Raw genomic sequence first — 26,732 nt, 5'->3', positions numbered from 1 at the left:
AGGAAGTTTCGCCCATGCAAGGCGAACGAGTGACAGGCGTGATGATGGTGCCGCGGTTGAAGGAAAGCTGCAACACATGGGAGGTGGGGGCGGCCCCTATCCCCTTGCGCTCCGCGGCAATGGGGATTCAGGCAAGAGCCGATGCGGCGGCTGGTGGCCGTCCATGAAGGTGCGGATATTGACGATAACCGTTTCGCCCATCTCGATGCGCGCTTCGAGTGTTGCCGAGGCCATGTGGCCCGTGAGCACCACCTGATTGGTTTCGGCCAGGGCCAGGAGCCGGGGGTTGATACCCTTCCTATTGTCGAAAACGTCAAGCGCGGCGCCGGCGAGGCGGCCGGTCTCGATGCGCTCGATCAGCGCCACTTCATCGACGAGTTCTGGACGGCTGACATTGAGCACATAGGCGCCCGGCTTCATCCGATCGAGGCGTTCGGCCGAGAGGATATTTGCCGTGTCGCGCGTCAATGGGGTGTGGAGCGAAACGATGTCGACCGCTTCGAGCATGGGCTCAAGCTCGGGCCAGTAGGTCGCGCCCAGGGGCTCTTCGACGCCGGGCGGGCGGCGGTTGCGGGAGAAATAATGGATATTGAGGCCGAAGGCGCGGGCGCGCTGGGCCACCGCGGTGCCGATGCGGCCCATGCCGACAATGCCGAGCGCTTTGCCGCGGAGCCGATTGCCGAGCATGGAGGTGGGCGACCAGCCGGCCCAACTGCGATCGCGCAGGAGCACCTGCGTGCCTTCCACAAGCCGCCGCGGCAGCGCCAGCAGCAGCGCCATGGCCATATCGGCGGTGTCTTCGGTGAGAACGCTCGGCGTATTGGTAACGGTCAGCCCGGCCGCCCAGGCGGCCTCAAGATCGATATTGTCGACGCCATTGCCGAACTGGGCGATGAGCCTCACGCTTTGGGGCAGGCGCGCAATGAGATCGGCATCGATGCGGTCGGTAATGGTCGAGACCAGCACATCCTTGCCCTCGACCCCGGCCAGGATATCCTCGGCGGTCAGGGTCTGGTCGGTTTCATTGACATCGGTCTCAAAAAGCGTCGCCATGCGCGCTTCGATGGTCTCGGGCAGGCGACGAGTCACCAGAATTTTCGGTTTGCTCGATGTCATGCTTGCCTTGCGACCTGATCACAAAGGGATGGCTTGCGCCTATCCTTTAAGGACCGTTAAGGATCATGCCGTAGTGATAGGGCAATTCCAATCCGTCTGCAAAGTCATGTTCATTTCGCACGCCAGTTCGGGCCGTGCCCGTATACTTTTTCCGCGCTTTTTCGCCGTTTTGCCGCTGGTGCTGGCGAGCCTTTTCATGAGTGCGCCCGCCGCCTGGGCCCAGGCCGAATCGGTTTCGGGGCTGAAATTGCCGCGCTTTGTTTCCACCCGCTCCAACCCCATCAATGTACGTGTCGGCCCCGGCACGAAATATGACATTGCCTGGAATTATACGGTTTCCGGCGTGCCCGTCGAAATCGTCCAGGAATTCGATACCTGGCGCAAGATTCGCGACATGGACGGGGAAGAGGGCTGGGTGCACCAGAGCCTCCTCGTCGGGACGCGCGCTGGCTATGTGACCCCGATTTCAGCAAATGGCGAAGTCGATATGTATGCGTCGCGCTCGGCCGAATCGGGCGTGCGGGCGCGGCTTTCTCCGGGCGTGCGCGTCAATATTTCGGAATGCGACGGCGACTGGTGCACTGTTACCGCCGGGCAGCCGGGCGAGCGGGCCAATTTCTCGGGCTATGTACGGCAGGAAGAAATCTGGGGCGTCTATCCCGACGAGGTTTTCGACTGACTATGCTCTAGGCATCGCATTCGGCCTGCGCTTCATCGCGCAGGCGGGCGAGACGCAGGTCATCGTCCTGCTTGGGACAGGTGCTGCAATAGACATCGGGAAAAGCCAGATAATCGAGGCAGCAGCCTTTTCGCGCTGATATCAGCACCTGCCGTCCATCGGCGAGAACGAGGGTTTCGAGATCGCCCTTCCCCACAAGGTCCATGGCTGAGAGCCACAGGTCGCAGATACGGCGCTGCTCTTCGAGGGTTATGCCCGGAGCATAGTCTCTTAACCGCAACACCAGCCCCAGCATGCGATCGGTCACGAGGCGCAGAGCCGGCAGGCGCCTGAGCTTTGTCACCGCGTTGATTTCGGCGAGGAGAGCATCGGCAAAGACGCGGAGATCAGTGCCGGCGCGCAAGATCAGATCGTCGAGGGGCGCCGTGTATTGGGGCTCGGGCGGCAAGCGAAAGCCGCTGACGTCGATCCCCTTGACCTGCTGGCTGACGCTCGAGAGTTGCGGCAGGGCGCCATGCACGTGGGTGCCGATGACGGCGAGATAGGCCGGCTGCCAGAAGAGATTGGTGAGAAGCCGCACGGCATAAAATGGTTGGCCGGCCGCAGGATAGGTCGCTTCCAGCCTTGCATAGAGTTCGCGCAGGAATGGCGCATTGTCCCCGCCCGGGACGTACCAGCCCGGCAGTGGTCCACCCGGCGCGCCCTTGAGAAAGCCGGTGACCCGCGCGGTGGTTTCGAGAAACCGGGTCAGCGCCACATCATCGTCATCAAGGGCAAAGAGGAAATTGCGGGCGGCCACAGGATTTTCCGGGTTTTACCCCCTATAGCGCCATCCACACGCCAGTCCAAGGCCCGAAGAATCAGGAAATCCCCCTAAGTACTTTTTTATATTTTGATAACAATTGGGGAGGAGAATTATCTGACAACGGATGCATGGTGACAGTATGCTGTACCACCGCGATTCCTGTCTAGGCAACAATTCTGGTAGCTCCGCAGTAGAATTTGCAATTCTGGCGCCAGTTTACTTGATGATGCTCTTTGGCATGCTTGCTTATGGGCTCTACTTCGGGGCCGCCCATTCCCTGCAGCAGCTGGCTGCCGATGCGGCGCGCATTTCCATCGCCGGGCTCGACACCGCCGAGCGCGACAGGCTCGTCGGGCGCTATCTCGATCGTCACGCCGGCGACTATATGCTGCTCAGCCGGCAATACCTGACCTATGCCATTGGCGATGACCCCGGCGATCCCACCCAATATCGCGTCGCCCTGCGCTATGACGCCATAGAATTGCCGATCTGGAACCTTTATCCGCCCCTGCCCATGCCCAGCCGCTATATGGTCTTTGGCGCCACAATCCGGCAGGGCGGGCTGTGATCGGGCCGTTCCTTGCCGACAGAAGCGGCAATATGGCCGTGCTGTTCGCCATCGCCTTTTCACTATCGGGCGTCATTGGCGCCATCGCCGTGGATGCCGCCGCGCTCTATCACGAAAGGCGCGCCATCCAATCGAGCGTGGATCTTGCCGCCATCAGCGCCGCGCGCAATCCGGGCCGCGCCGGGGAGATCGTTGCCGACGTGCTGACCAAGGCCGGCTATACCGATCAGGCCGGCCTTAGCGTCACCGTGGGGCGCTTCGAGGCCGACCCGACCCGCGCGCCGGAAGACCGTTTCACTCCCAACCGCACGCCCACCAATGCGGTGAAAGTGCAATTCAATCGGCCCGGCACGCTGCATTTCGCCTCGAGTTTCACTCAGCCCCCGACGATCGGGGCAACGGGTCTCGCAACCGTCACGCCCGAGGTCTCCTTTTCGCTCGGGTCGCGCCTCGCAAGCCTGAATGGCGGCATCGCTAACGCCTTGCTCGGCACTCTGCTCGGCACCACGGTCAACCTGTCCCTCGTGGACTATAACAACCTTGCCTCCGCGCGTGTCGATGCCCTGAGTTTCCTCGATGCACTGGCGCTGCAACTGGGCGTGAATGCCGGCACCTATAATGACATTCTCGCAACGAAAGCCTATTCTGGAGATATAGCGCGGGCCCTCGCCAGTCTCGCCACCGGGGCGCAAAAGACCGTGCTCACCACGCTGGCCAATGCCGGCCGGGGCAATAGCGTGCCGCTTGGAAAACTCTTTGATCTCGGGCACTACGGCTCTCTGGCCCTCAACAGCGCCGGGTCGGCGCTCAATGCCCGCTTGTCGGCGCTTGAAATTCTCTCCGCCGCCGCCGCTCTCGCCGATGGCAACAAGCAGGTCTGGCTCAGCCTTGGCGGAAACCTGCCCGGCATTGCGGCGCTCTCGGTCGATCTCTCGATCGGTGAACCGCCACAGGGTGGGGGCTGGTTCGCCCTCGGGCCGGTCGATACGGTCGTTCGCACCGCGCAAGTGCGGCTGCGGATCGAGGCGCAATTTCTCGGCGGCCTCATATTGCAGAGCGCCCTCATCCGCCTGCCGCTCTGGCTAGACCTCGCGCCTGCCGAGGCCCGCGTGGCCGGAGCCACCTGCCCCGATCGCAATAGCCCCAATGGCACCGCTGAAATCGCCGTGCTGCCCGGCGCGCTCGAACTTGCCGTGGGGCAGGTCACCAATGCGCAAATGCGCAATTTCGGCGCCAAGTTGCCAGTCACGCCGGTGCGTATTCTCGATGCGCTCCTGTTGGATATTTCCGCCTCGGCAGATGTGAAAGTGGCGCAGACGACGCCCGTGCTGCTGAAATTCTCCTCCAGCGATATCGGCACCGCCCAGATGAAGACCGCCAAGACCACGACGCTCGTGACCTCGCTGGGCCAGTCGCTGCTGGGTGATCTCAACCTTGAGATTTCCGTGCTGGGCCTCGGGCTGTCCCCACTCAATGCCATCCTCAATGCGCTCAAAACGACCATTGCCCCGATTGCCGCGCCGCTCGATTCCATCGTCAACACGCTCCTCACGACGCTGGGTCTCGGCATCGGGGAGGCGGACGTGCGGGTCTATGGCGTACGCTGCCTCAATCCAGTGCTGGTGGGATAGTTTTGCAAGTCTTTGGGGCGGCTCACTTTGAGGGCCGAATGCGGTCCCGCATTTGTCCCGGCGCAGCGGTCGATTGGCGGCGAGACGAAAACACCACTAGACTGGGCAAAAGACCGATTCCCCTGCCCATGTTCTCATTCCTTCGCCAAGCGCCAAAGCCCCCCAGAAGCGTGACCGTCGAAATCGATGGCCGCCCGGTGGATGTTGCCGTCAAAATCAGCAAGCGGGCGACGAGTTTTCGGCTGTCCCTGCCCGCCTCCGGCCCGGTGCTGACGCTGCCCGAACGGGCGCGCTGGGCTGATGGCGAAGCCTTTCTCATGCGTCACCGCAATTGGCTGGCCGCCCGCCTGCCGCGCACGACGCGCTCGATGCGTCTCGAGCCAGGCATGGAAGTGCCGCTGCGCGGGGTGCCGCATCTCGTGGTTGGTACAGGAAACCTGCGCGGCCGGGTGGAGATTTTAGCCCTCGCCGATCTTCCCGAATTGCGCGTGCCCGGCTCGCCGGAGCACCAGCCGCGGCGGCTGTTCGATTGGCTCAAGGCCGAGGCGCTCAACGATCTGTCCGAGCGCAGCGCCGTTCATGCCGCCCGGCTAGGCGTCACGGTGAAGGATATAAAGTTGCGCAGTCAATCGAGCCGCTGGGGCTCGTGCTCCTCGACGGGCTCGATCAATTACAACTGGCGGCTCATTCTCGCTCCACCCTTCGTGCTCGATTATGTCGCTGCCCATGAGGTGGCGCATCTGGTCGAAATGAACCATTCGGACGCCTTCTGGGCGACCGTGAAGCGCACCCTGCCGGACATGGAGCGCGGGCGAGCGTGGCTAAAAGCACACGGTCGGCAGCTGATGGCATGGGAGCCGCCCGGCAATAGCGGCTGAAAGCGTCACTCGCCCCCTTCTCGCCGCAATTGGCCCCCAGCAGCCTTGGGATATGCAGCGGTTTGTCCTTTCCATAGCGATTCTCTTTGCCTTCGCCACCCTTGCCGGGGTGACGACTGCGCATGCGCATCGCTATGTGGCAACCCCTATCGTCGTGCTCAATCACGTCGATGCCGAGAACGTGCCCATTCGCATCACCGTCAAAGTGCAGCGCGGTGAGATCGATCTTGGCGAGGGCATTGTCATGCCCTGTGGGTCGCACCATGCCATTCCCGTGCTGCTGCCCGAATTGCCGGTCGGGCCCGAAGGTGAGGCGCCCAGCGATGGCTTCGCCGCCGCCGCTCCCCGCTGGCTCGCCGAAGATTTTCTCCGCCCGCCAATATCGGCCTGAACGAAGCCCTTCTCCTTTCCTTCCCTTAGAGCCCCTCCGGGCTCTGCCCTTCGTTTAGCGCCCCCTTGCGGGGCCGAGGATATTTTTGTGACTGATATCATCAGCGCGCACCCGTCGCGCCGCGCCGTGCTGGCTGGCCTTGCCAGCCTCGGCGCCCTTGCCCTTGCCGGTTGCACGACCACCGGCTCCACCCGCTCGGCCGTTGCCACCGCAGAACCCGCAGGCCGTATCGTGCCGCCCGAGGTTCTGGCCATGTATGGCCCGCTGCCGGATGAGGATTTCCCCATCCCCGCCGCGCCCATCCACCTGCTCGATCCGATCTATTGGCGCCAGGAAGTGGACAATATTACCGGCGAGAAGCCCGGAACGGTGGTCGTCGATACCGCCAACCGTTTCCTTTACTGGACCATGCCCGATGGCCGCGCCATGCGCTACGGCGTTGGCATTGGCCGCGCGGGCTTTGAATGGAATGGCCGCGCCCATATCGCCTACAAGCGCAAATGGCCGACCTGGACCCCACCATCCGAAATGATCGATCGCCAGCCGGAAATCGAAAAATATCGCCATGGTCAGCCGCCTGGGCTCGAAAACGCCCTCGGTCCCCGCGCCCTCTATATCCATCAGGGCAACAAGGACACGCTCTATCGCGTGCATGGCAATATGGACGTGCATTCGATCGGCAAGGCCGTGTCTTCGGGCTGCGTGCGGCTCCTGTTCCAGGACATCATCGACCTGCATGACCGCGTGCCCAACGGCTCGCCCATCGTCGTCCTGGCCGATCAGTCGGTCATTTGATCCTTTGGGAAGGGCCGGCAATGCCGGCCTTTTTCTTTGGCTGTCGCACGCCTGGGTCTTGCCCTATCGGCAAGGGGGATTCTCGGCAGGGGCATGCCCAACTTGACAACCCCTGCCCCCGAGGCGCATGCCGCTTCATGTTTATGTCTTGACCTATACGTCGGGCCGGCGCGGCGATAAGCTCATCTGGCAAGGCGAAGTAGGCCTTCTCGGCCCAGCGTCTTTCGGCCGTCCTTTTGAAAACAGGTGATTCATGAAACTGCTGGCGCGGTTATACGCCATTGTCCTTGCGCTGATCGGCGTGGGTCTGGCGGGTGGTGGCCTATGGCTGATTACGCTTGGGGGCTCGGCCTATTACGCCATTGTCGGCGTGGTCTATCTGGTCGCGGCGGTCTTGATGCTGCGCGACAAGGCTCTCGGGGGGCAACTCGTGCTCCTCGTTGCCGTGCTGAGCGTGCCCTGGGCCATCTGGGAAGCCGGGCTTGAATTCTGGCCGCTCTTTGCCCGTCTCATGGCGCCGCTGGCGCTGGCTGGTTTTGCCCTTCTCTTCACGCCGGCCCTCGCACGGCCCGTCCGCAGCGGCGCCTATTATGGCGGCGCGGCTTTTGCGGCCGTGCTCTTTGCCGCCGGTTTTGCCTTTGCCTTCCAGCCCCAGGGCGTCGTGCGCCCCTCAGCCGATATTCCGGCCTATCAACCGGCTGTCGGCGACAATACGCCGGCCAACTGGACCTCTTATGGCCGCACCACGGCGGGCCTCCGCTATTCGCCCTTTGACCAGATCAACCGCGACAACGTCGGGGATCTCGACCTCGCCTGGACCTATCGGACCGGGCGAGGTGATATCGGGCTTGACCAGAACACGCCGCTGCAGATCGGCAACCTCGTTTATTCCTGCACCACCTCCAATGTCATCATCGCCATCGATGGCGATAGCGGCGCGGAAGTGTGGAAGTTCGACCCCAAGGCCAGCGGCCCCTTCTGGCAGCGCTGCCGGGGCCTCGGCTACTATGAACTGCCCGTTGACCAGCAAGCCGATGGCGCGCTCTGCAATACGCGCCTGATCATGACCACCATGGATGCGCGCCTCTTTGCCATCGACGCCAAGACCGGCGCCGTCTGCCCCGATTTCGGCACCAATGGCGTCGTGTCGCTGGGCGAAAACATGGGCGAAATCATCCCCGGCTTCTATTTCCAGACCTCGGCGCCTCTCGTTGCTCGCGACAAGATCGTGGTCGGCGGCTGGGTGGTCGACAACCAGATGGTGGGCGAACCTTCGGGCGTCATCCGCGCCTTCAATGTGATCACCGGCGAACTCGACTGGGCCTGGGACCTCGGCAACAAGGCCATCACCCGACTGCCCCTGCCGGGCCAGACCTATACCCGCGGCACGCCAAACATGTGGACCACGGCCGCCTATGACGACACGCTGGGCCTGATCTACGCCCCGCTCGGCAATACGACGCCGGACTATTTTGGCGGCAATCGCCCGCCTTTTGCCGACGAATACAATGCCAGCCTCGTGGCGCTCGACGTCAATACCGGCCGCGAGCGCTGGAAGTTCCAGACCGTCCATCACGACCTCTGGGACTATGACCTGCCCAGCCAACCGGCTCTGCTCGATCTGCCCGATGGCAAGGGCGGCACGCTTGCCGCCGTGCTGCAGACCACCAAGCGCGGTCAGCTGTTCCTTCTCGATCGCGCGACGGGCGAGCCGCTGGCCGATGTCGAGGAAAAGCCCGTGCCCCAGACCGGGCATGTGCCGGAGGAATATCTCTCCCCCACCCAGCCCTATTCGGTCGGCATGCCCACGATCGGGGCGGAACATCTGACCGAAGCCAAGATGTGGGGGCTGACCATGTTCGACCAGCTCATGTGCCGCATCGCCTTCAAGCAGTTGCGCTACGAGGGTGACTTCACCCCCATCGGGCTCGACTACGTGATCTCCCAGCCGGGTAATATCGGCGGGCTCAACTGGGGTTCGGTCTCGGTCGACATCCCCAATAACCGCGTCTTCGTCAACGACGTGCGCGCCCCGAGCAAGTTCGCCCTGGTGCCGCGCGACGACTACGAAGCCTTCGCCGAAAGCGTCCATGCCGACGATACCGGCCACGGCCCCTCGCCCCAGCATGGCACGCCCTATGGCATGGCCACCGAAATGTGGGTTTCCCCGCTCGGCGTGCCCTGCGTCAACCCGCCCTTCGGCACCGTCACGGCCATCGACATGAACACCCGCCAGATCGCCTGGCAGGTGCCGGCCGGCACCGCCGAACAGCTCGGGCCCCTGGGCATCAAGACCAAGCTCCCCATGCCCATGGGCTTGCCGACATATGCCGGCACCTCGGCCACGGCCGGCGGCCTCGTCTTCTTTGCCGGCTACCAGGACTATTACATCCGCGCCTATGACGCCGAAAACGGCGACGAAGTGTGGAAGTACCCGCTCCCGGTCGGCTCGAGCGCCACGCCCATGACCTATGTTTCCCCCGCAACGGGCAAGCAATATGTGCTCATTTCCGTCGGCGGCGCGCCCTATTCAGAAGACAAGGGCGACTACGTCATGGCCTTCGCCCTGCCCAACTGATTTTGGTCTTTTGGGTTTTTGCTCCTTCCCGCTTCGTGTGGGGAGGGGTTTTGTTTTTTGGCGCGGGGGTTTCACACCCACTGCGTGTCATCCCGGCGCAGGCCGGGGTGACATCGCGTTGGTGGGGAATTTTGAGCCCAAGCCAAAACCCCGGCCGACGTTGCCGCCTCCGGTTAAATTGCAAATGAGCAGACCCCGAGGTGGCATTTGCTCCTTGGGAATTTAGAAATGGGGCAAAAGCCACCCCGGGGGCCGGGTTTTTGGACAGCATCCACAGCGCCTCTTGATCGCTCGTCGCGAGGGACCGATGCCCGAACCCGCTTTCCCATGCGAACGGGACCGCGACCGGTACACCCCGCTCAGTTCGCATGCAGACCTGCCCGTGCGAGGTGATGGGTTTTAATCTAAACCCCGCCGGGGGACCGGGGATAAGTTTTTCAAATCGAATTTTCATCGACCGGCGGCGCCCCCAACCGCGCCGCGCGCCCGGCGGCAAAGCCGGCCTCATAAACCCGGCTCTCCTTGGCATTCATCAGCTTGGCCAGAGCCTCCCGCATATCGCGGCCCTTATATGTCTTGAGCTCAAAGGGCGGCACTTCCGCGCGCAGCCGCGCCATGGGCAGTGTCGGGCCAGCGACGCGCCAAACCCGGCAACCCGCCTTGCCATCCCAAAAGGCATGGCGATTTTCAAAATCCTCCAGCATGGCCAGCACCTGGCCCAATTGCAGCGCGAGCCCGGCAAAGTGTTGCGCGGCGACGGGCAGCCGATCCGCCGGCTTCTTGAGAAACGGCCGGCAATCGCTGATCAACCCTTCCACCGTGGCCCGCTCGGTATTCCCCACCGGCGCCTCCGGCTTTTTGGTGGCGATGGCGCAAACGTCCTTGTGGAGGGCGGAAAGGCGGAGCCAGAGCGCCTCGTGGCGCTCTGCGAGGTGGTGGGTGATTTGGGGAAGGGCGGTGGGCATGGAGGTCTCCTACACAGTTGCCACGGTAGGATACCGGACTGTCGAATGGCGGGGATAACAGTCTCCCGAGGCGGACATGCTTGACATACCGTCGGCGGCCGATTCTTGTGTTCGTAGTAGGGGGCAAACACTGCAATGAATACTGGCGATGACGTCGTCGAGGCCTTGGAGGTCTACGAGGACGATTCCAATTTCCTTTCACCACTGTTGGATGACGTCACTTCGCTGGCGTCGGAGTATCGTAGGCGCAAGAACGAGTACGACTTAAAGAGTGTGCATCCTGCCGATATTGAGGCGGAAGAGGCTAAAGGTTGGGCACTACAGCGACCCGGAAAACGTGCGGCTCGCTTAAAGCGCCCAAAGGGCCACGAGCGTTTGCTAGAGGATCGCGTGTGGTGCCTATTCCGATCCATGGGCTACAGGACCCTCAACGGCACGAATTTCAAGATTTCATTCATCCGAGGGGATGGCTCCAAAGGACGTAAGCAAATCGACGTCTATGCCGAAGACGACGAAACGGCGGTCGTGATCGAATGCAAATCGAAATTGGAGCGTGGGCGGCGGTCGCTTCAGAAAGACATCCAAGAGACCGTTTCGCTTCAGAAATATTTCAGAGAGTCGATAAACAAGAAACAGAAGAACGGGCATAGGCCAAAAATAATTTGGATATATGCGACCAGCAACATACTTTGGTCGGTGCCAGACGTGGAAAGAGCAGAAGCTCACGGCATAAAAATTCTCACCGAGAATGAGCTTCAGTACTTCGAGACATTTGTGCGGCACATGGGGCCTGCCGGAAAATATCAGATACTTGGAGAGTTTCTTCGAGGCCAAAAAGTTCCGGGTTTGTCCGATATCAAATTGCCCGCAATCCGAGGTAAAATTGGTGGCGAAGTCTTCTACAGTTTCGTGACTACGCCGCGAAACCTACAGAAAATTGCATTCATAAACCATCAGGCACTCAATCACCCCGATGGCCGTCCTGCGTATCAGCGGATGATATCTTCAAGTAGAATCAAAGAGATAGGAGAGTATATCTCCAAGGGTGGTTTCTTTCCCACGAACATATTGGTCAATTTTTCCGATGCGCCGAGGTTCGATCTCATCTCCAATGCAGAAAATACGGATCCCAACATAAAGTTCGGTTGGCTCACTCTGCCGTCAAAATATCGTTCTGCGTGGATTATCGACGGACAGCACCGCCTGTACGGTTTTTCTCACCTTACGGACAAACATCTCGACCAGAGTTTGTTTGTTTTAGCCTTTGAAAAGATGGCAGTTCAGAAGGAGGCCGACCTATTTATCACTATAAATCACAAGCAAAAGAGCGTGCCTAAGGGACTTCTGGTAAGTCTGTTGGCGGATATTCGGATGGGCGATGCTGACCCGTCTACGGCGCTGTCTGCGCTTGCTTCGGCTGTTGTGCGCGCCCTAAATACCGACAAAACTAGCCCCCTGTCCCGGCGTTTCGCGGTACATGGTGTTCCGGCAGAGCCTAACCAGAATCTTACAATTTCTGAGGCAGTAAATGGATTTCGTCGGTCCGGACTAGTCGGACGGCTTGCTGGTTCCTCTGTCGCGCCCGGCCCCCTTACTGGCGCGACCGATGACGAAACTGTCGCGCGGGCCTCAAGCGTCCTCAACGCGTATTTTGAAAAGGTCCGAGAGGCTAATCCGAAGCGTTGGGAGAGCGGTAGGGACGCGTTTATCGCGATCAATCCGGGGCTGCGCGCCCACCTCTCCGTTATCGCCGAGGTCGTAAGTTACTTATCGCACAAAAAGGCTCTGGACTTTCAGCTTCTAAAATCGCCGGACTTTGCTGCGCACATCATCACCTTTTGCGAGCCGATTTACAAATTTATCAGGGATGCACCTGACGAGTTGGTCAAAGAAAAGTTCTCACGCAAATTCGGTGAGGGCGGTGTGAAGGAGTACGCGTATCACTTGATGAGGATCCTGACTGATACTCACTCCGATTTTGGCACCGAAGAGTTCCTGCGGTGGGTTGAGCAGAGCAACTCGGACAAGATAGATGAAGTAAATCAGTTTCTCATGAAGCTGTCCGAGCGTCTGACCAACTACGTGATCGACACGCTCAAGCAGGTGCATGGCACGCATCGGTTGGCCAGTGATGAGCAAGCGTTTTGGGAAACTGGGGTTGAAAGCGAGCGAATTAGGCGGAACGCTTTCGAGGCGCAGCAGCGAGACAAGTCGCGTCGTAAGCCGAAAGAGGCTTATCTAAATATTGTTGATTTAGCAGAAATTGTTAAACAGCCCAACAACTGGTCTCATTTCGAGCATGCTTTTAAAAATCCAAAATCAGAGGAGAGGACTGGTCAAAAGTATTACCTATCTTGGATCCAGGACTTCAATGAATTGAGAAATATCGCTGCACATAAGAATCAATTGAAAACGTATACAGACGAAGATCTGAATTTTATTGAGTGGTTGCGAACTGAAGTTAGCCCGAAATTTCCAGTATGAGTAAAGAACCTTTGAAGCCGTTCCTGAAGTGGGCGGGTGGCAAGCGGTGGATGTTCGAAAGCGGGCAGTTTGCAACGCCTAGCTTCCCCGGAAGGTACGTTGAGCCGTTTCTAGGCGGCGGAGCCGTTTTTTTCGAAACTGGGCCAGAGCGGGCGGTATTGAGTGATTCCAATGAACGCTTGATCGAGGTCTACGTCGCTATACGGGACGATTTGGACCGGCTTGTTCTCCTTCTTCAGGGGCACGCCGCAGCGCACTCCAAAAGCTACTACTACGAAACGAGATCGAGGAGCTTCCCAGATCTAGCGGAAAGAGCGGCGCAGTTCTTATACTTGAACAGGACCTGCTGGAACGGGCTCTATCGCGAGAATCTAAAGGGTCAATTCAATGTCCCCATCGGCACGAAACAAACTGTCATTTCGACCGCAGACAACTTCATCGCTTGGTCCGCAGCGCTCCAAGGCGCAGAACTCGCAACGTCGGATTTTGAGCAAACGATCAACCGGGCGGGCGAGGGGGATTTCATATTCGCGGATCCCCCTTACACCGTTCGGCACAATATGAATGGATTCGTGAAGTATAATCAGAACATATTTGCGTGGAACGACCAAGTTCGCTTGCGTGACGCAATAAGACGAGCAGCCGCGCGTGGCGCTTTGTTTGCCATAACCAACGCAGATCACGAGAGCGTGCGCGATCTATATCGTGATTTTGGACATCACCGACAGTTGGGCCGGCACAGCGTTATTGCCGCGAAAGCAATGCATCGCGCACAATCTACGGAACTTCTGATTACGAGTTGAAGCAGAACGGACGACGGGTGAGGAAGTGACTACTCGTCGCCCATCTTCAGCGCCTTAATAAACGCTTCTTGCGGAATGTTGACGTTGCCGTATTGGCGCATCTTGGCTTTGCCTTTTTTCTGCTTGTCCAAGAGCTTGCGTTTACGCGTCGCGTCGCCGCCATAGCATTTTGCGGTGACGTCTTTGCGCATGGCGCGGACGGTTTCGCGGGCGATGATCTTGCCGCCGATGGCGGCCTGGATCGGGATAACGAAGAGATGGGGCGGGATCAGCTCCTTGAGCTTTTCGCACATCAGGCGGCCGCGTGATTCGGCGACAGACCTATGCACCAGCATGGAGAGCGCGTCGACCGGCTCGGCATTGACCAGAATCGAGAGTTTCACCAGATCGCCCTCACGATGGGTATCGAGGTGATAATCAAAACTCGCATAGCCCTTCGAGATCGACTTCAATCGATCATAGAAATCGAAGACCACTTCGTTGAGCGGCAGGTCGTATTCGACCATGGCGCGATTGCCGACATAGGACAGGTTGTTCTGGATGCCGCGGCGGTCCTGGCAGAGCTTTAGGATCGCGCCGAGATATTCGTCGGGCGTCAGGATCGTCGCCTTGATCCAGGGCTCGCGGATTTCTTCGATCTTCATCACATCGGGCAAATCAGCCGGATTGTGCAGCAGGATCGTTTCGCCCGAAGTCATCTGCACTTCGTAGACCACCGAAGGGGCGGTGGCGATCAGATCGAGATCGAACTCGCGGGAGAGGCGTTCCTGGATGATTTCGAGATGCAAGAGGCCCAAAAAGCCGCAGCGGAAACCGAAGCCGAGCGCAGCAGAGGTTTCCATTTCGAAGGAAAAACTGGCGTCGTTGAGGCGCAGCTTGCCCATGGCGGCGCGCAGTTCGTCGAAGTCGGACGCATCAACCGGGAAGAGGCCACAGAACACCACGGGCTGGGCGGGACGGAAGTCGGGCAGCGGGGTGGCGGTGGGCTTGCGATCGTCGGTGATGGTATCGCCGACATTGGTATCTGCCACTTCCTTGATCGAGGCGGTGAAAACGCCGAGTTCGCCGGGTGTAAGCTCCTTGACTTCCACCAGTTTCGGGGTCTGCACGGCGACGCGATCGAGCTCGTAAACGGCGCCCGAGGCCATCATGCGGATGCGCTGGCCCTTCTTCATCACGCCATCCATGATGCGGACGAGAACGACGACGCCGAGATAGGTGTCGTACCAGCTATCGACCAAGAGGGCTTTGAGCGGCGCGTCGATGTCGCCCTTGGGGGCGGGGAGGCGGGTGACGATGGCTTCGAGCACGGTGTCGATGCCAAGGCCGGTCTTGGCCGAGATTTCGAGCGCGTCGGACGCGTCGATGCCGATAACGTCCTCGATCTGCGTTTTGACGCGCGGAATATCCGCGGCGGGCAGATCGACCTTGTTGAGGACGGGGACGATTTCGTGATTGGCGTCGAGCGCGTGATAGACGTTGGCAAGGGTCTGCGCCTCGACGCCCTGGGAGGCGTCGACCACCAGCAGCGAGCCTTCGACGGCGGCCATGGAGCGGCTGACTTCATAGGCGAAATCGACGTGGCCGGGCGTGTCGATGAGGTTGAGGACATAGTCCTCGCCGTCCTTGGCCTTATAATTGAGGCGCACGGTCTGCGCCTTGATGGTGATGCCGCGCTCGCGCTCGATATCCATCGAATCGAGGACCTGTTCCTTCATCTCACGCAGGTCCAATCCGCCGGTGAGCTGGATCAGCCGGTCGGCGAGCGTGGACTTGCCATGGTCGATATGGGCGACGATGGAGAAATTGCGGATGTTTTTGATCGGCGTGGTCATTCGCGCCTGATAGCAGAAGGCGCGGAGCGGAGAAAGATGGTTTCCGCGCGGTAAACGGCAACGTTCGCATGAGAACTGCGTTTGGAGGGGCATGGCTTTTCCCTACCGCACCTTCGCCGCCGTTTTGGTCCTGCTGCCCGTATCGGTCACCGCGCAGGATTTTTTCAAACCCCTCGAGGATTTTGTCGAAGACCTGGTGCCGCAAAGGGCCCCGGCGACAAGGCCCGCGCCCAAACCTGCGGCGGAGGTGAAGGAAGAAGCGGAAACCCCGCCGCCTCTCCCAAAACCGCGTCCAGAAGGGCTGGGCGAGGAGCCTGAGCCAGAAGAACCGGTCGAGGCGCCTGAGCTAGAGGTTACGCCCGAACCAGAACCGGAGCCTGTGAAAGAAGAGGCGGTGGTGGACGAGCGAATCTATCAGACCGCTTGCCCGGCGCTGCTTTCCGGCGCGGTCGTCGCAAAAATGCTGCCGCCGATCGCTGAGGGGGTGTGCATGGCGCAATCCCCGCTCGAGGTGACGGCGCTGAACCTGAATGGAAAGACGGTGGAGCTGACGAGCCCGATAGAGACAAATTGCGAGATGGCTACGGCGCTGGTGGATTGGGCGGGCGAGGTGGACGCCTATGCCAAGGCGGCGCTTGATAGCGAACTCGTCGCTCTGCAGACGGGCACCAGCTATATGTGCCGTGGCCGGGTTGGCGGGGCGGAACAGTTCACCTCCGAGCACGGCTTTGCCAATGCCGTGGACCTCGTCGGCTTTACCCTCGCCGATGGCCGCAGCATTGTGGTGAAGGATGATTGGCTGCCGGCGACGACACCCGAGGCGAAATTGCTGCGGCAATCACACGGGGCGGCCTGCGGAAAGTTCACCACTGTCCTCGGGCCCGAGGCCAATGCCGATCATGAAGACCATCTGCATCTCGACCTCGGTTGCCATGGGCAGACCTGCACCGCGCAGATCTGCGAATAGCTGAAACCGCTCAGGTGCCCGAATAGACGGCGATAACAGCGTCGGTCTGTTGGCGGTCGGGGCTTCCTTCGGTGCAATCGACGCCGGATTTTTCGACATCGGCCTTGACGGTCTCATAGGCTTTTACGGCCGTTTCGCCTTCGAGATGGAACTCGGTTTCGAGCTGGCGGCGGTGCGCGGCCATGGCGGTGACGCCCGGCTCAGCGACAGTGATGTTGCACAGTTCGATAGTGGCCTGCGTGGCGTAGAGACCCGTCAGCAACTGACCCTGCTTAGGCATGGCATCCACAATGGCGTGGGGGTCAACGGTGATCGTCGGGGCAGCGGCTGGGGCGGTAGCCGGGGCCGGCGCGGCGTCCTGCGCCAGGGGAGCGACAATGGTCAGAGCAAGAACGGAAAGGGCTAGGGCGAAGCGGGGCACGTGGGCACTCCATGCTCGGGGAAGAGGTTTCCCGCCATTGTCAGCCCGATTATGGCTTCAGCACGGCGTGCCATCGGCCCTGGGATGATGCGGGGGCAGGTCAGCCCAATCCCTCGCACTCATTTCTGGTTCCATGGACGATGAGGCGGCGGGGGCGTTGAGCCAGGCGAAGACAAGGCGCAAAAGCTCGTTCAGGCGGGACATGGCGGTCTCCTGTTCGCTAAAATTGCGGGGCGGTGTTGAAGTGTCTTTACCTTGCGCCCGAGCCTCCCTCGCCGCAATGGACAAGGTTTTTGCCGGGGTATAGAAAATCTATATGAGCAATCCCTTCCCCATTCCGCTCAATGCCCTGCGGGCCATCGAAATCGTGGCGCGGGCCGGTGCGCTGGCCCCGGCCGCCGAGGAATTGGGCGTGACCGTGGGCGCTGTCAGCCAGCATCTGCGGCGCGCCGAGGAGCGGCTGGGGATGGAGCTCTTTGCCCGCACGCCCCAGGGGCTCAAGCCCGTGCCGGAGCTGATCGAAATCCTGCCCCAGCTGTCGGCCGGATTTGCCTCGCTGCGCGACGGGCTGGCAACGCTGACCGGGGCGCATGAGGGCGTGCTCAATATTACCGTGGGCAGTGTCTTTGCCTCACGCTGGCTGATCTGGCGGGTCAACAAATTCTCTTCGCGCCATCCCGGGCTCGAAGTGCGGCTGACGGTGACCGCCGCCATGCTCGACCTGACCCGGCCGGACCTTGATTGCGGCATTCGTTTCGGTGACGGCAATTGGCCGGGTGTTTCCCTCAGCCTGATCGGTGGGCAGGACTTTCAGCCCGTTTGTGCGCCGGAATTATTGCGGCGCTATCCTAATATGGCCGAGCTTGGAAAAATTCCCGTGATCGCGGACCAGACGAGCATGCTCGATTGGCCGCTCTGGCTCGGCGCTGCCGGGTTTGACCCGAACCTGAAACTTTCGGGGCCGGTTTATTCCGATGCCTCGCTCGCCTTTGATGCCGCCATTTCCGGCCAGGGCATTCTGCTTGCTGCCGACATGATGAGCGCCGACGCGGTATGCGATGGAAGGCTGGTGCGGCCCTTCGAAAAGCCGGTCCAGAGCACCTATGGCTACTATCTGGCGACCGCCAGGGGCCGGCGCGAATCCAAAAAACTAAAACTGTTTCGCGACTGGCTGGCCGAGGAAGTGGCCGCCAGCGCCAGAGGCTATCTGTTTCAGTCCGGACCGGACGCCAGCTAGGCGGACCGCGACGGCCGGAAATTCGTCAAGGAGGCGAATATGCAAGACGTCCTGATCCTTGGAGCCGGCATTGTCGGTATTGCCACCGGGATCCATCTGCTGAAACGCGGGCGCAGCGTTACCCTTGTCGACAAGAACCAGCCCGGCCGCGAAACCTCCTATGGCAATGCCGGTATCATCCAGCGCGAAGGGGTGCGGCCGCACGCTTTTCCGCGCGATCTCCATACCCTGATGCAGGTGGGGCTGCATCTCTCGACGGCAGCCCGCTACGAGCCGCTGGCTTTGCCGCGCATTGCGCCGCCACTCCTGAAATATTGGTGGGCCTCCTCGCCCGAACACTATCGGCAGGTGGTGCAAAGCTATGCGCCGCTGATCGCGCGCTCGATCGATACCCATGCGGCGCTGATCGCCGAGGCGGGGCCGGATGCGGAAAAGCTGATTTCGAAAGAGGGCTGGTATCTGGTTTTCCGCACGCTCGAAAAACTGCAGCGCGAAGCCGCCAAGGCCGAAGAGGACCGGGCGCGGTTCAATATCCATCATGAAGTGGTGGATTGGGCGGGGCTGAAAGCGCTGGAGCCGAGCCTGATCGGGGGGCTGGCGGGCGGCATTCATTGGACCGATCCCTGGACTGTCACCGATCCCGGCGGGCTCGTCACCCAATATTTCAAGCTTTTCGAAAAGCTTGGCGGAAGTTTTGTGTCGGGCGAAGCCTCGGGCCTGACGCAGGATGGCGGCAGCTGGCAGACACGGGTCGGCGGCACGCTGCACACGGCGAAACAGGCCGTGATTGCGCTCGGGCCCTGGGCCCCCGAAGTGCTCGACAAATTGGGCTATCGCCTGCCGCTCTTCGTCAAGCGCGGCTATCATATGCATTATAAGCCCGCCGAGGGCGCGGCGCTCAATCACCTGCTGCTCGATGCGGAAGTGGGCTATGTGCTGGCGCCTATGGCCCAGGGCATTCGCCTGACGACGGGCGCGGAATTTAACCTCCGCGACGCGGCGCCGACGCCGATCCAGCTCGGCAAGGCGGAGGCGGCGGCCAAGGAAGTGTTTCCATTGGGCGAACGCGTCGATCCGCAGCCCTGGAAGGGCGCGCGGCCCTGCACGCCCGATATGATGCCGATCATTTCCGAGGCGCCGAAACATGAAGGGCTTTTTGCCGGCATCGGCCACGCCCATCATGGCTTTACGCTGGGGCCGGCAACGGGCGAGCTGCTGGCGCAGATGATGACCGGGGAAGCGACAGCGATCGATGTGACGCCGTTCAGGATGGGGAGATTCCTGGGCTCCTAGCCGTCCCGCGAGGCAAATCGCTGTGGAGCGATTTGAGGCTGGGAGGCCACGAGAGCAATGCTCGAGTGGCGGGGAGATTGCCGAAAGGCCCCCTCACCCGCCGCTTTGCGGCGACCTCTCCCCCAGAGGGAGAGGTGTCGCTCCGCGACTTTAGCACCCTCCCCACCTCTCCCTTCGGGGGAGCGGTCGGCCCGTAGGGCTCACCGAATTCGCTATCGCGAATTCGGTTGGGGTGAGGGGGCCTTTGGCCCGACCTTCATTGCGCCCTAACCCAGCGCGACCACCGCGACGACACCGCAGACAAAGCCGATGGCGACAAGCAGCGCGATGTTAAGCGCTCGGCCATTGCTCTGCCGCGCGAGGGGCAGGGGCGCGGTGCCTTGTGGCCGGGACGTGTTTCCGACCGATGCCCTGATCCGCTCCGGGTTTCCCCATTTCAGCTTGCGAAACGCATAGACATTGGAGCGCCGCCGCTGGGCTTCGAACGCTGCGTGATCTGGCGATGGCTTCTCGCTGGACATATTTATTCCCTTTCGAGCCATGCAGATGGGGATGCGCGACCCTGGCGGCAATGGCTGGCGCTGCCAGGGCGAGAAAGAGCGTTAACGCCGCCGGGCCAGATGCCTCTTGCCCAAACATTAGAACCGTTCTAATCATTGTTTGGAACAATTCTAAACTTTGAGGCGGGCATGTTTACCCTGTGGCCGGACAACAGACGCGCTTTCGAGACGCTGTCGGAGCGTGAAATCCTGTCTCTCGCCATCGCGGCCGAGGAAGAAGACGGGCGGATCTATTCCGAACTGGCAACGCGGCTGGGCGAGACTTTTCCCGGCACGGCGGCGCTGCTCGAAGCCATGGCGGCCGAAGAGGACGAGCATCGCCGGCGGCTGCTCGATATCTATGTCGACCGGTTCGGCAAGCGCCTCGTGCCCATTCGCCGCGAGCATGTGCGCGGTTTCCTCAATCGCAAGCCGGTGTGGCTCCTCAAGACGTTGACGCTCGAACAGGCGCGCCAGCAGGTCTGGGAAATAGAGGAAAGCGCCTACCATTTCTATCTTGAAGCGGCCAAGCAGACCAATGACGTGGGCATTCGCAAGCTGCTCGGCGATCTGGCGGTGGCCGAGCGCGGCCATGCCGCATCAGCCACCAAACTCGATGAAAAGCTCCTCGGGGATGCGGGCCACGATACGGAAAAGGACGAGGCGCATCGCCAGTTTCTCCTCACCTATGTGCAGCCGGGTCTGGCCGGGCTGATGGATGGTTCGGTGTCGACGCTGGCGCCGGTCTTTGCCGCGGCCTTTGCGACGGGCGATACCCACCAGACCTTTCTGGTCGGGCTTGCCGCCGCGGTGGGCGCCGGCATTTCTATGGGTTTTACGGAAGCCGCTTCCGACGATGGCAAGCTGACGGGGCGTGGCTCGCCGATCAAGCGCGGCTTTGCCGCGGGGATCATGACGGCGGTAGGCGGGCTCGGGCACGCCCTGCCCTATCTGATCCACGATTTCTGGACCGCGACCTTTATTGCCGGAGCGGTGGTTCTGCTCGAACTTTGGGCAATCGCCTTTATTCAGAAGCGGTTTATGCAGACCCCGTTCTGGCGGGCTGTGTTGCAGGTGGTGCTGGGCGGCGCGCTGGTGTTTGCGGCGGGGGTCTTTATCGGCATGGCTTGAGCGGGCACACCACTGAGTATCCAGTAGCCCTCATGGTGAGGTGGGAGCGGAGCGACCCTCGAACCACGGGGCGCGCGAGTGGAGGCACGGTGCCACACCCTCGTGGTTCGAGGCCCTCGGTCAAGCCCGAGGGCACCTCACCATGAGGGTTAATGGGAGGAAGGGGTCTAGCGTCCCGCCAAAAGGCTCGCGGCCTTCGATCCGATCGCCATGGCCGGCGCATTGGTATTCCCTGACACGATCTGGGGCATGATCGAACAATCGATGACCCGCAACCCGTCGATCCCGCGCACCTTCAACGCCGCATCGACCACAGCCGTCGGATCATCATCGCGGCCCATGCGCAGCGTGCCGACGGGGTGATAGTTGGTCTTCACTGTTTGCCCGCAATAGCGGTTGAGCGCTTCGGGATCGTCCATCACCGCCTGGCCGGGCAGCAGTTCGGTATCGATCTTTTCGGTCAGGGGCGCCGATTTCAGCAGCTTTCGCGCTTCGTGGAGGGCCGCGATGGTGAGCCTGAGATCGTCGGGATGCCCGAAGAAATTGCAGTTCACCACCGGCTGATCCGCGGGATTAGCCGAGCGCAGGGTGACGCTGCCGCGCGCCTTGGGGCGGAGGAGGCAGGAGGTGAAGGTGACGCCATAGGTCGGCTTGGCGGCCGAGACGTCGCGATCGAGATAGACGATGGGCGCGCAATAGAGCTGGATCGTCGGGCGGCTGCCGCCATCGGGATCGAAGAACATGCAGGCTTCGATGCCGGTGGTGGTCACCGGGCCGGTATTGGTGAGAAGATATTGAAGCCCGTTGCGCACCATGTTCCAGCCGCGGTCCTGGCCGAAATAGCCGGACTTATCCTTGGTCGTGGCGATAACCGGGACTTCGTGATGGTCCTGCAGGCTTTGGCCGACGCCGGGGATATCGGCGGTGACCGCGATGCCGTGTTGGCGCAGGTGATCGGCGGGGCCGATGCCCGAGAGCATCATCAGCTTGGCGCTATTGTAAGTACCGGCGCCGACGAGCACTTCGCGCTCGGCGCGGACGGTGTGGCTCTCGCCGTTCGTGGTATAGACGAGGCCGGTGGCGCGGCCCTTTTCGATCGTGATGCGATCGACGCGGGCGCCGGAAATAATCGTCAGCCTGCCGTCGGATTTCAGCGGATCGAGGAAGGCTTTGACCGCGTCGGAGCGCTCCTTGTAGCGGCCCCATTGCCCATAGGTGTGCTGCATGATGCCAACGCCGAACTGGCTGGCGCCGTTGAAATCGGGGTTTGGCTTGTGGCCGAGCGCTTGGGCGGCGGCGATGAAATCGTGCGTCGTTTGCGTCGTATAGCCGGGGTCGGACACGCGGAGGGGACCGCCCGAGCCATGGAAGCCATCATGGAGACGCGCATTGTCTTCCACGGCCTTGAAATGGGGTAATATGGCATCATAGGACCAGCTCGGGTCATTGCCTAGGCTTTGGGCCCAGCCGTCATAATCCTCCTTCTGCCCGCGCATATAGACCATGGCATTGACCGAGGAGCCGCCGCCAAGCACCTTGGCCACCGGCACGATGGGCGCACGGCCACCAAGCTGGGGCTGCGGCACGGTCTGGTGCATTTCGAGGAACGTGTCCTCTCCCAGATATTTCATATAGCCGGCCGGCATCGCCATGATGCGATTGGTGCGCTCACGGCCGCGCTCGAGCATCAGCACCGAAAAGCCGAATTCCTTGACCAGGCGCCAGGCGGTGACGGAAGCCGCCGACCCGCCGCCGGCAATGACGAAATCATATGTGGGCATGGTGTCCTCCGCTTCTAATCTTAAGCGGCGGGCAGGAAGACCTCTAGGCGATTATCAATAATTTCGCCCACTCGCGCGCATTCCGCCGCGATCTCGCGGATGAAATCGGCCAGCATCGGGCGCTCCAGCGCCGCCTTGGAACGCACCACCATGGCGGTGTCGCGATGGAGCGGGCCAAAATCGGCCGGGGTGATTTCCACCAGCCGCCCCGCCGCGAGGTCATCGGCCACGGCCGACTGGACGAAAAAGCCCAGCCCCTGACCCTTGATGGCAAGGCGCCGGCCGGGGCCGGTCGGGAGTTCGACGCTGGTGCGGCCAAGGCGGGCCAGCACCGTGGCGGTTTCCGGATCAGCCTGCCACCAGCGCAGCGAAATGACGCGTGGCACCAGCGCCAGCACCTCCTCGATGCCCGGCTGGGCCGGGAGGCGGGCGGCGATGTCGGCCGAAACCACCAGCGGCACGCGCTCGCGCATGATCAGAAGGGGGATGAGGTCGACGATCAGCGGATCGAGATTGGGCCAGCACAGAATGCCCATTTCCACATCGCGCTCATGCAGCATGGCGGCGATCTGGGCCTGACGGCCTTCGTTGACGACGACATCCACCGCCGGATATTTTTCCTGGAAGCGCAGCAGGCTTTCGGTGATCAGCGGGGAGACGAGGCTGCGAAGCGAGGCGATGGCGATGCGGCCGCGCTCGACCCGGCGCAGAGCTTCGCGCGCCTCCTGCGCCGTGCCGATGATGCGGCGGGCAAAGGGCAGGAAGGTCATGCCCTGATCGGTCAGCGTCACCGTTCGCCCGCGCACGAAAAGGGTGACGCCCAGCAGTTGTTCGAGCGCCCGCATGCGCATCGAGGCCGTAGCCTGGGTGATATTCAGATAGGCCGCCGCCTTAGTAAAACTCTGCTCGCGAACGATGCGGTCAAATGTGCGAAGCTGGTCGAGGTCCATAGGATTGGCTTATGCAATTGCGTCGATAGGCCGGAATATCGGTGTTCGCATAGAACATGTCTATGCGTTGAATGGCGCATAACGCATTGCGTTATATAACGAGACGCGTTATATTCTGGTATGATCCAGAGTTTTTCGGACGGCGAAGCGGAGCTGATCTGGAACGGTCGCCGCAGCCGAAGGCTGCCGGCCGACATTCAGTCCGTTGCCCTCAGAAAGCTCCGCCTGCTGCATGCCGCTCGCGTCATCAGCGACCTCAAGGTGCCGCCCGGCAATCGGCTGGAAACACTCAAGGGCAACCGGGCCGGCCAATGGAGCATTCGCATCAACGATCAATGGCGCATCTGTTTTGTCTGGGATGAAGGAGGACCGCGCAATGTCGAAATTGTCGACTACCATGGATGACACCCTGCCTAATCCGCATCCCGGCGAAATCCTGCTCGAAGAATTTCTGAAGCCCATGGGGCTCAGTCAGAACGCGCTCGCCCGCGCGGTCCATGTGCCGCCTCGCCGTATCAATGAGATCGTGCTGGGGCAGCGTGGCGTGACGGCCGATACGGACCTGCGGCTGGCGCGCTACTTCGGCCTTTCCGAGGGATTTTTCTTGTCCCTCCAGATCGAGTTCGACCTCATGCAGCGCCGGCGCGAGCTGGGCGATGATCTTGAGACAATAGAGCCGCGCGCAGCCTAGTCGCGCTCGTTGCGGGCCCGCGACTCTTCGGCCAGCGCCTGTTTTTGTGCCTTGGCTTTTGCGGCGATCTCGGCGACGGCGTCGCCCAGATGCGCCGTGCCGCGCTTTTTGGCGAGGTCCATCTGTTTCTGCCGCTCCGCCGCGGCTTCGTGCTTGGCCGTGTCACCAATGCAATAGGGGCAGGTCAGGCCTTCGGCAAAGTGCTCGTGGCGCCGGTCGGCTTCGGTGAGCGGATGGCGGCAAGCGCGGCAGAGGGTGGCGTCGCCGAGTTCGAGGCCGTGGCCGACCGAGACGCGTTCGTCGAAGACGAAGCATTCGCCGGCAAAGCGGGTGTCTTCCTTCGGCGTCACTTCGAGATATTTCAGAATGCCGCCCTTGAGGTGAAACACCTCCTCAAAGCCCTGACTAAGCAGATAGCTCGATGCCTTTTCGCAGCGGATGCCGCCGGTGCAGAACATGGCGACCTTCTTGTCCCGGGCGGGATCGAGGTTTTTCGCCACATAGTCCTTGAACTCGACAAAGCTTGCGGTTTTGGGATCGAGGGCACGCTGGAAGGTACCGAGGCCGACTTCGTAATCGTTGCGGGTATCGACCAGCACCACGTCGTTGCGGTCAATAAGCGCGTTCCAGTCTTCGGGCTCGACATAGGTGCCGACCTGCCTGGAGGGGTCGGCCTCGGGGGCGCGGAGGGTGACGATTTCAGGCTTTAGCCGCACCTTCATGCGGAGGAACGGTGCGGTGTCGGCGAAGGAATATTTGGTTTCCGCGCCAAGAAGGCGCGCGCCGAAGGGACCGGAGACGAACAAAAAATCGACCAGCGCGTCCACGGCGTCGGGCGTACCGGCCACCGTGCCGTTGATGCCTTCGGGGGCGAGAATGAGCGTACCCTTGATGCCGCGGTTGCAGCAGAAAGCGGCGAGCGGGGTTTTGAGCGCTTCCGCATCGGGGAGGGAGGCGAACTTGTAGATCGCCATCACCTTGAAGGGATGGGTGTCCTGGTGCACTCTGGGGGCAGAATTGTGTGTGGGCGCGGTCATGGCGCGCTCATACCACTGGCCGGGCCCGGCGTCACGGGCCGCCGCAAGCAAGACATCGGGAGGACTCTTAATGACCTATCGGGCGGATAACGCACGCTACGACACCATGCAATATCGCCGCTCCGGGCGCTCGGGGCTGAAATTGCCGGTTTTGAGCCTCGGCCTCTGGCAGAATTTTGGCGGCACGCGCGACTATCCCGGCGCCATGGAAATTTTGGGCTATGCCTTCGATCAGGGCATTACCCACTTTGATCTCGCCAACAATTACGGGCCGCCGGCCGGCTCTTCGGAAGAACTGTTCGGCCAGGTGATGGCGCGCGATTTTCACCCCTATCGCGACGAAATGATCGTTTCGACCAAAGCGGGCTACAATATGTGGCCGGGTCCCTATGGCGAGTGGGGGAGCCGCAAATATGTGCTGGCGAGCCTTGACCAGAGCCTCAAGCGGCTCGGGCTCGACTATGTCGATATTTTCTATTCCCACCGTTTCGATCCCGAAACGCCGCTTGAGGAAACCATGGGCGCACTGGCCCATGCGGTGAAATCGGGCAAAGCGCTCTATGTCGGGGTCTCGTCCTATCCCGAAAAGGAAACGCGCGAGGCGCATCGGATTCTCAAAGACATGGGCGTTGCGACGACCATTCACCAGCCGAGCTATTCGGTGCTCAACCGCTGGATCGAGAACGATCACACCATCGATGCCTGTGGCGAACTGGGCATCGGCGTGATCGCCTTTTCGCCGCTGGCGCAGGGGGTGCTGTCGGGGAAATATTCGTCGGGTGGCGACAAGGCGGGGACGCGCGGCGCCAATCCCAATGGTTCGCTACGCGCCAGCCATGTCGAGCCACGCGTGCTCGACGCGGTGGACAAGCTTAGCGCCATTGCCAGGAATCGTGGCCAGTCGCTGGTGCAACTGGCGCTCGCCTGGGTGTTGCGGCGCAAGGAGGTTACCTCGGCACTGATCGGCGTGCGGACGCTCGAACAGCTCAAGGATAATCTCGGGGTGATCGACAATATCGAGCTGAGTGCGGCGGAAATTGTGGCGATTGATGAGGCGACCAAGGACGGGCAAATGGAGCTGCATCCGCGTCCGCAGGGCTGGCTGCGGTAGAGGAGCGACCAGACCGGCCCTCAACTTACCGTGTCATCCCCGTGAA

The 26,732-nt window shown here is 61.3% G+C and carries 26 protein-coding genes; 16 read left to right on the top strand and 10 right to left on the bottom strand.

All coding sequences use genetic code 11. From position 1 onward, the window contains the following. Positions 1 to 96: 96 nt before the first annotated feature. Positions 97 to 1,116 carry a 2-hydroxyacid dehydrogenase gene (locus tag ASD83_RS16260; protein ID WP_056312867.1) on the bottom strand — a complete coding sequence of 340 codons (1,020 nt, stop codon included), beginning with the start codon at positions 1,114 to 1,116 and terminating at the stop codon, positions 97 to 99. Positions 1,117 to 1,312: 196 nt separating this feature from the next. Between ASD83_RS16260 and ASD83_RS16255 the strand changes: the two genes are divergently transcribed. Continuing rightward, on the top strand, positions 1,313 to 1,795 hold the full coding sequence (locus ASD83_RS16255; RefSeq protein WP_056313322.1) for an SH3 domain-containing protein: 483 nt from the start codon (positions 1,313 to 1,315) through the stop codon (positions 1,793 to 1,795). 7 nt (positions 1,796 to 1,802) lie between these two features. Here the strand turns inward: ASD83_RS16255 and ASD83_RS16250 are convergent, their stop codons facing one another. Further along, positions 1,803 to 2,594 carry a hypothetical protein gene (locus ASD83_RS16250; RefSeq protein WP_056312864.1) on the bottom strand — a complete coding sequence of 264 codons (792 nt, stop codon included), beginning with the start codon at positions 2,592 to 2,594 and terminating at the stop codon, positions 1,803 to 1,805. Between the two features lie 130 nt (positions 2,595 to 2,724). Between ASD83_RS16250 and ASD83_RS16245 the strand changes: the two genes are divergently transcribed. The 6 genes from ASD83_RS16245 (at position 2,725) to ASD83_RS16220 (ending at position 9,441) form a co-directional block, all read left to right on the top strand. After that, positions 2,725 to 3,168, top strand: a complete 444-nt coding sequence (locus ASD83_RS16245) for a TadE family protein (RefSeq protein WP_082561277.1) — start codon at positions 2,725 to 2,727, stop codon at positions 3,166 to 3,168. After that, positions 3,165 to 4,799 (top strand): TadG family pilus assembly protein, encoded by a 1,635-nt coding sequence (locus tag ASD83_RS16240; protein ID WP_056312862.1) that lies wholly within the window; start codon positions 3,165 to 3,167, stop codon positions 4,797 to 4,799. Before ASD83_RS16245 ends, ASD83_RS16240 begins: the two co-directional genes overlap by 4 nt. Before the next feature lie 170 nt (positions 4,800 to 4,969). Next, positions 4,970 to 5,677 carry a M48 family metallopeptidase gene (locus tag ASD83_RS16235; protein WP_056312859.1) on the top strand — a complete coding sequence of 236 codons (708 nt, stop codon included), beginning with the start codon at positions 4,970 to 4,972 and terminating at the stop codon, positions 5,675 to 5,677. A gap of 52 nt (positions 5,678 to 5,729) precedes the next feature. After that, positions 5,730 to 6,068, top strand: coding sequence for a hypothetical protein (locus ASD83_RS16230; protein WP_056312857.1), 339 nt, complete (start codon positions 5,730 to 5,732; stop codon positions 6,066 to 6,068). A gap of 87 nt (positions 6,069 to 6,155) precedes the next feature. Then, positions 6,156 to 6,863 (top strand): L,D-transpeptidase, encoded by a 708-nt coding sequence (locus tag ASD83_RS16225; protein WP_244489208.1) that lies wholly within the window; start codon positions 6,156 to 6,158, stop codon positions 6,861 to 6,863. 253 nt (positions 6,864 to 7,116) lie between these two features. Continuing rightward, positions 7,117 to 9,441 carry a membrane-bound PQQ-dependent dehydrogenase, glucose/quinate/shikimate family gene (locus tag ASD83_RS16220; protein ID WP_056312855.1) on the top strand — a complete coding sequence of 775 codons (2,325 nt, stop codon included), beginning with the start codon at positions 7,117 to 7,119 and terminating at the stop codon, positions 9,439 to 9,441. Positions 9,442 to 9,878: 437 nt separating this feature from the next. On the opposite strand, the gene ASD83_RS16215 is transcribed toward ASD83_RS16220, so the two are convergent. After that, on the bottom strand, positions 9,879 to 10,406 hold the full coding sequence (locus tag ASD83_RS16215; protein WP_056312853.1) for a hypothetical protein: 528 nt from the start codon (positions 10,404 to 10,406) through the stop codon (positions 9,879 to 9,881). 135 nt (positions 10,407 to 10,541) lie between these two features. Between ASD83_RS16215 and ASD83_RS16210 the strand changes: the two genes are divergently transcribed. Both ASD83_RS16210 and ASD83_RS16205 read left to right on the top strand, forming a co-directional pair. Beyond that, complete coding sequence (locus ASD83_RS16210; RefSeq protein ID WP_056312851.1) at positions 10,542 to 12,890, top strand: DGQHR domain-containing protein; 2,349 nt, start codon at positions 10,542 to 10,544, stop codon at positions 12,888 to 12,890. Then, entirely contained in the window at positions 12,887 to 13,693 is an 807-nt protein-coding gene (locus tag ASD83_RS16205) for a DNA adenine methylase (protein WP_056312850.1), read from the top strand. The genes ASD83_RS16210 and ASD83_RS16205 overlap by 4 nt, the downstream gene beginning before the upstream one ends. A 29-nt stretch (positions 13,694 to 13,722) precedes the next feature. On the opposite strand, the gene lepA is transcribed toward ASD83_RS16205, so the two are convergent. Then, positions 13,723 to 15,528 (bottom strand): translation elongation factor 4, encoded by a 1,806-nt coding sequence (lepA, locus tag ASD83_RS16200; RefSeq protein WP_056312847.1) that lies wholly within the window; start codon positions 15,526 to 15,528, stop codon positions 13,723 to 13,725. 91 nt (positions 15,529 to 15,619) lie between these two features. On the opposite strand from lepA, the gene ASD83_RS16195 reads away from it, so the two are divergent. Continuing rightward, the gene (locus tag ASD83_RS16195) at positions 15,620 to 16,495 is read left to right on the top strand and encodes an extensin family protein (RefSeq protein ID WP_056312845.1); all 876 of its coding nucleotides are present in this window, start codon (positions 15,620 to 15,622) and stop codon (positions 16,493 to 16,495) included. 10 nt (positions 16,496 to 16,505) lie between these two features. Here ASD83_RS16195 and ASD83_RS16190 read toward each other — a convergent pair whose 3' ends face one another. Continuing rightward, entirely contained in the window at positions 16,506 to 16,916 is a 411-nt protein-coding gene (locus ASD83_RS16190; protein ID WP_056312843.1) for a hypothetical protein, read from the bottom strand. 57 nt (positions 16,917 to 16,973) lie between these two features. Next, the gene (locus ASD83_RS21045) at positions 16,974 to 17,120 is read right to left on the bottom strand and encodes a hypothetical protein (RefSeq protein WP_156386013.1); all 147 of its coding nucleotides are present in this window, start codon (positions 17,118 to 17,120) and stop codon (positions 16,974 to 16,976) included. Between the two features lie 112 nt (positions 17,121 to 17,232). Here ASD83_RS21045 and ASD83_RS16185 point away from each other — a divergent pair, with 112 nt between their 5' ends. Both ASD83_RS16185 and ASD83_RS16180 read left to right on the top strand, forming a co-directional pair. Further along, a complete protein-coding gene (locus ASD83_RS16185) occupies positions 17,233 to 18,153 on the top strand; it encodes a LysR substrate-binding domain-containing protein (RefSeq protein ID WP_056312841.1) in 921 nt (306 codons plus the stop codon). A 39-nt stretch (positions 18,154 to 18,192) separates the two neighbouring features. Beyond that, positions 18,193 to 19,446, top strand: coding sequence for an NAD(P)/FAD-dependent oxidoreductase (locus ASD83_RS16180; protein ID WP_056312839.1), 1,254 nt, complete (start codon positions 18,193 to 18,195; stop codon positions 19,444 to 19,446). 266 nt (positions 19,447 to 19,712) lie between these two features. Here the strand turns inward: ASD83_RS16180 and ASD83_RS16175 are convergent, their stop codons facing one another. After that, entirely contained in the window at positions 19,713 to 19,967 is a 255-nt protein-coding gene (locus ASD83_RS16175) for a hypothetical protein (RefSeq protein WP_056312838.1), read from the bottom strand. 168 nt (positions 19,968 to 20,135) lie between these two features. Between ASD83_RS16175 and mbfA the strand changes: the two genes are divergently transcribed. Beyond that, positions 20,136 to 21,116 (top strand): iron exporter MbfA, encoded by a 981-nt coding sequence (mbfA, locus tag ASD83_RS16170; RefSeq protein ID WP_056312836.1) that lies wholly within the window; start codon positions 20,136 to 20,138, stop codon positions 21,114 to 21,116. A 167-nt stretch (positions 21,117 to 21,283) separates the two neighbouring features. Here mbfA and ASD83_RS16165 read toward each other — a convergent pair whose 3' ends face one another. Next, on the bottom strand, positions 21,284 to 22,897 hold the full coding sequence (locus ASD83_RS16165; RefSeq protein WP_056312833.1) for a GMC family oxidoreductase: 1,614 nt from the start codon (positions 22,895 to 22,897) through the stop codon (positions 21,284 to 21,286). 20 nt (positions 22,898 to 22,917) lie between these two features. Then, on the bottom strand, positions 22,918 to 23,847 hold the full coding sequence (locus ASD83_RS16160; protein WP_056312831.1) for a LysR family transcriptional regulator: 930 nt from the start codon (positions 23,845 to 23,847) through the stop codon (positions 22,918 to 22,920). 120 nt (positions 23,848 to 23,967) lie between these two features. Here ASD83_RS16160 and ASD83_RS16155 point away from each other — a divergent pair, with 120 nt between their 5' ends. Continuing rightward, positions 23,968 to 24,252 (top strand): type II toxin-antitoxin system RelE/ParE family toxin, encoded by a 285-nt coding sequence (locus ASD83_RS16155; RefSeq protein ID WP_056312829.1) that lies wholly within the window; start codon positions 23,968 to 23,970, stop codon positions 24,250 to 24,252. After that, positions 24,224 to 24,538, top strand: coding sequence for a HigA family addiction module antitoxin (locus tag ASD83_RS16150; protein ID WP_056312827.1), 315 nt, complete (start codon positions 24,224 to 24,226; stop codon positions 24,536 to 24,538). Before ASD83_RS16155 ends, ASD83_RS16150 begins: the two co-directional genes overlap by 29 nt. Here the strand turns inward: ASD83_RS16150 and ASD83_RS16145 are convergent. Next, a complete protein-coding gene (locus tag ASD83_RS16145) occupies positions 24,535 to 25,575 on the bottom strand; it encodes a rhodanese-related sulfurtransferase (RefSeq protein ID WP_200946524.1) in 1,041 nt (346 codons plus the stop codon). The two genes, ASD83_RS16150 and ASD83_RS16145, sit on opposite strands and share 4 nt — an antisense overlap. A gap of 70 nt (positions 25,576 to 25,645) precedes the next feature. Here ASD83_RS16145 and ASD83_RS16140 point away from each other — a divergent pair, with 70 nt between their 5' ends. Beyond that, entirely contained in the window at positions 25,646 to 26,686 is a 1,041-nt protein-coding gene (locus ASD83_RS16140) for an aldo/keto reductase (protein WP_056312824.1), read from the top strand. Positions 26,687 to 26,732: the final 46 nt, after the last annotated feature.

Origin of the sequence: Devosia sp. Root685, from assembly GCF_001427875.1 — a bacterium.
Taxonomy (GTDB): domain Bacteria; phylum Pseudomonadota; class Alphaproteobacteria; order Rhizobiales; family Devosiaceae; genus Devosia.
This window is presented reverse-complemented; position numbering and strand designations above follow the sequence as displayed.

What these genes read in the sequence shown, in the direction of transcription:
- ASD83_RS16260 (WP_056312867.1), bottom strand. Translation starts at nt 1,116, where the DNA reads ATGACATCGAGCAAACCGAAAATTCTGGTGACTCGTCGCCTGCCCGAG.
- ASD83_RS16255 (WP_056313322.1), top strand. Translation starts at nt 1,313, where the DNA reads ATGAGTGCGCCCGCCGCCTGGGCCCAGGCCGAATCGGTTTCGGGGCTG.
- ASD83_RS16245 (WP_082561277.1), top strand. Translation starts at nt 2,725, where the DNA reads ATGCATGGTGACAGTATGCTGTACCACCGCGATTCCTGTCTAGGCAAC.
- ASD83_RS16230 (WP_056312857.1), top strand. Translation starts at nt 5,730, where the DNA reads ATGCAGCGGTTTGTCCTTTCCATAGCGATTCTCTTTGCCTTCGCCACC.
- ASD83_RS16220 (WP_056312855.1), top strand. Translation starts at nt 7,117, where the DNA reads ATGAAACTGCTGGCGCGGTTATACGCCATTGTCCTTGCGCTGATCGGC.
- ASD83_RS16215 (WP_056312853.1), bottom strand. Translation starts at nt 10,406, where the DNA reads ATGCCCACCGCCCTTCCCCAAATCACCCACCACCTCGCAGAGCGCCAC.
- ASD83_RS16210 (WP_056312851.1), top strand. Translation starts at nt 10,542, where the DNA reads ATGAATACTGGCGATGACGTCGTCGAGGCCTTGGAGGTCTACGAGGAC.
- ASD83_RS16205 (WP_056312850.1), top strand. Translation starts at nt 12,887, where the DNA reads ATGAGTAAAGAACCTTTGAAGCCGTTCCTGAAGTGGGCGGGTGGCAAG.
- lepA (WP_056312847.1), bottom strand. Translation starts at nt 15,528, where the DNA reads ATGACCACGCCGATCAAAAACATCCGCAATTTCTCCATCGTCGCCCAT.
- ASD83_RS16195 (WP_056312845.1), top strand. Translation starts at nt 15,620, where the DNA reads ATGGCTTTTCCCTACCGCACCTTCGCCGCCGTTTTGGTCCTGCTGCCC.
- ASD83_RS21045 (WP_156386013.1), bottom strand. Translation starts at nt 17,120, where the DNA reads ATGTCCCGCCTGAACGAGCTTTTGCGCCTTGTCTTCGCCTGGCTCAAC.
- ASD83_RS16185 (WP_056312841.1), top strand. Translation starts at nt 17,233, where the DNA reads ATGAGCAATCCCTTCCCCATTCCGCTCAATGCCCTGCGGGCCATCGAA.
- ASD83_RS16180 (WP_056312839.1), top strand. Translation starts at nt 18,193, where the DNA reads ATGCAAGACGTCCTGATCCTTGGAGCCGGCATTGTCGGTATTGCCACC.
- ASD83_RS16175 (WP_056312838.1), bottom strand. Translation starts at nt 19,967, where the DNA reads ATGTCCAGCGAGAAGCCATCGCCAGATCACGCAGCGTTCGAAGCCCAG.
- mbfA (WP_056312836.1), top strand. Translation starts at nt 20,136, where the DNA reads ATGTTTACCCTGTGGCCGGACAACAGACGCGCTTTCGAGACGCTGTCG.
- ASD83_RS16165 (WP_056312833.1), bottom strand. Translation starts at nt 22,897, where the DNA reads ATGCCCACATATGATTTCGTCATTGCCGGCGGCGGGTCGGCGGCTTCC.
- ASD83_RS16160 (WP_056312831.1), bottom strand. Translation starts at nt 23,847, where the DNA reads ATGGACCTCGACCAGCTTCGCACATTTGACCGCATCGTTCGCGAGCAG.
- ASD83_RS16155 (WP_056312829.1), top strand. Translation starts at nt 23,968, where the DNA reads ATGATCCAGAGTTTTTCGGACGGCGAAGCGGAGCTGATCTGGAACGGT.
- ASD83_RS16150 (WP_056312827.1), top strand. Translation starts at nt 24,224, where the DNA reads ATGTCGAAATTGTCGACTACCATGGATGACACCCTGCCTAATCCGCAT.
- ASD83_RS16145 (WP_200946524.1), bottom strand. Translation starts at nt 25,575, where the DNA reads ATGACCGCGCCCACACACAATTCTGCCCCCAGAGTGCACCAGGACACC.
- ASD83_RS16140 (WP_056312824.1), top strand. Translation starts at nt 25,646, where the DNA reads ATGACCTATCGGGCGGATAACGCACGCTACGACACCATGCAATATCGC.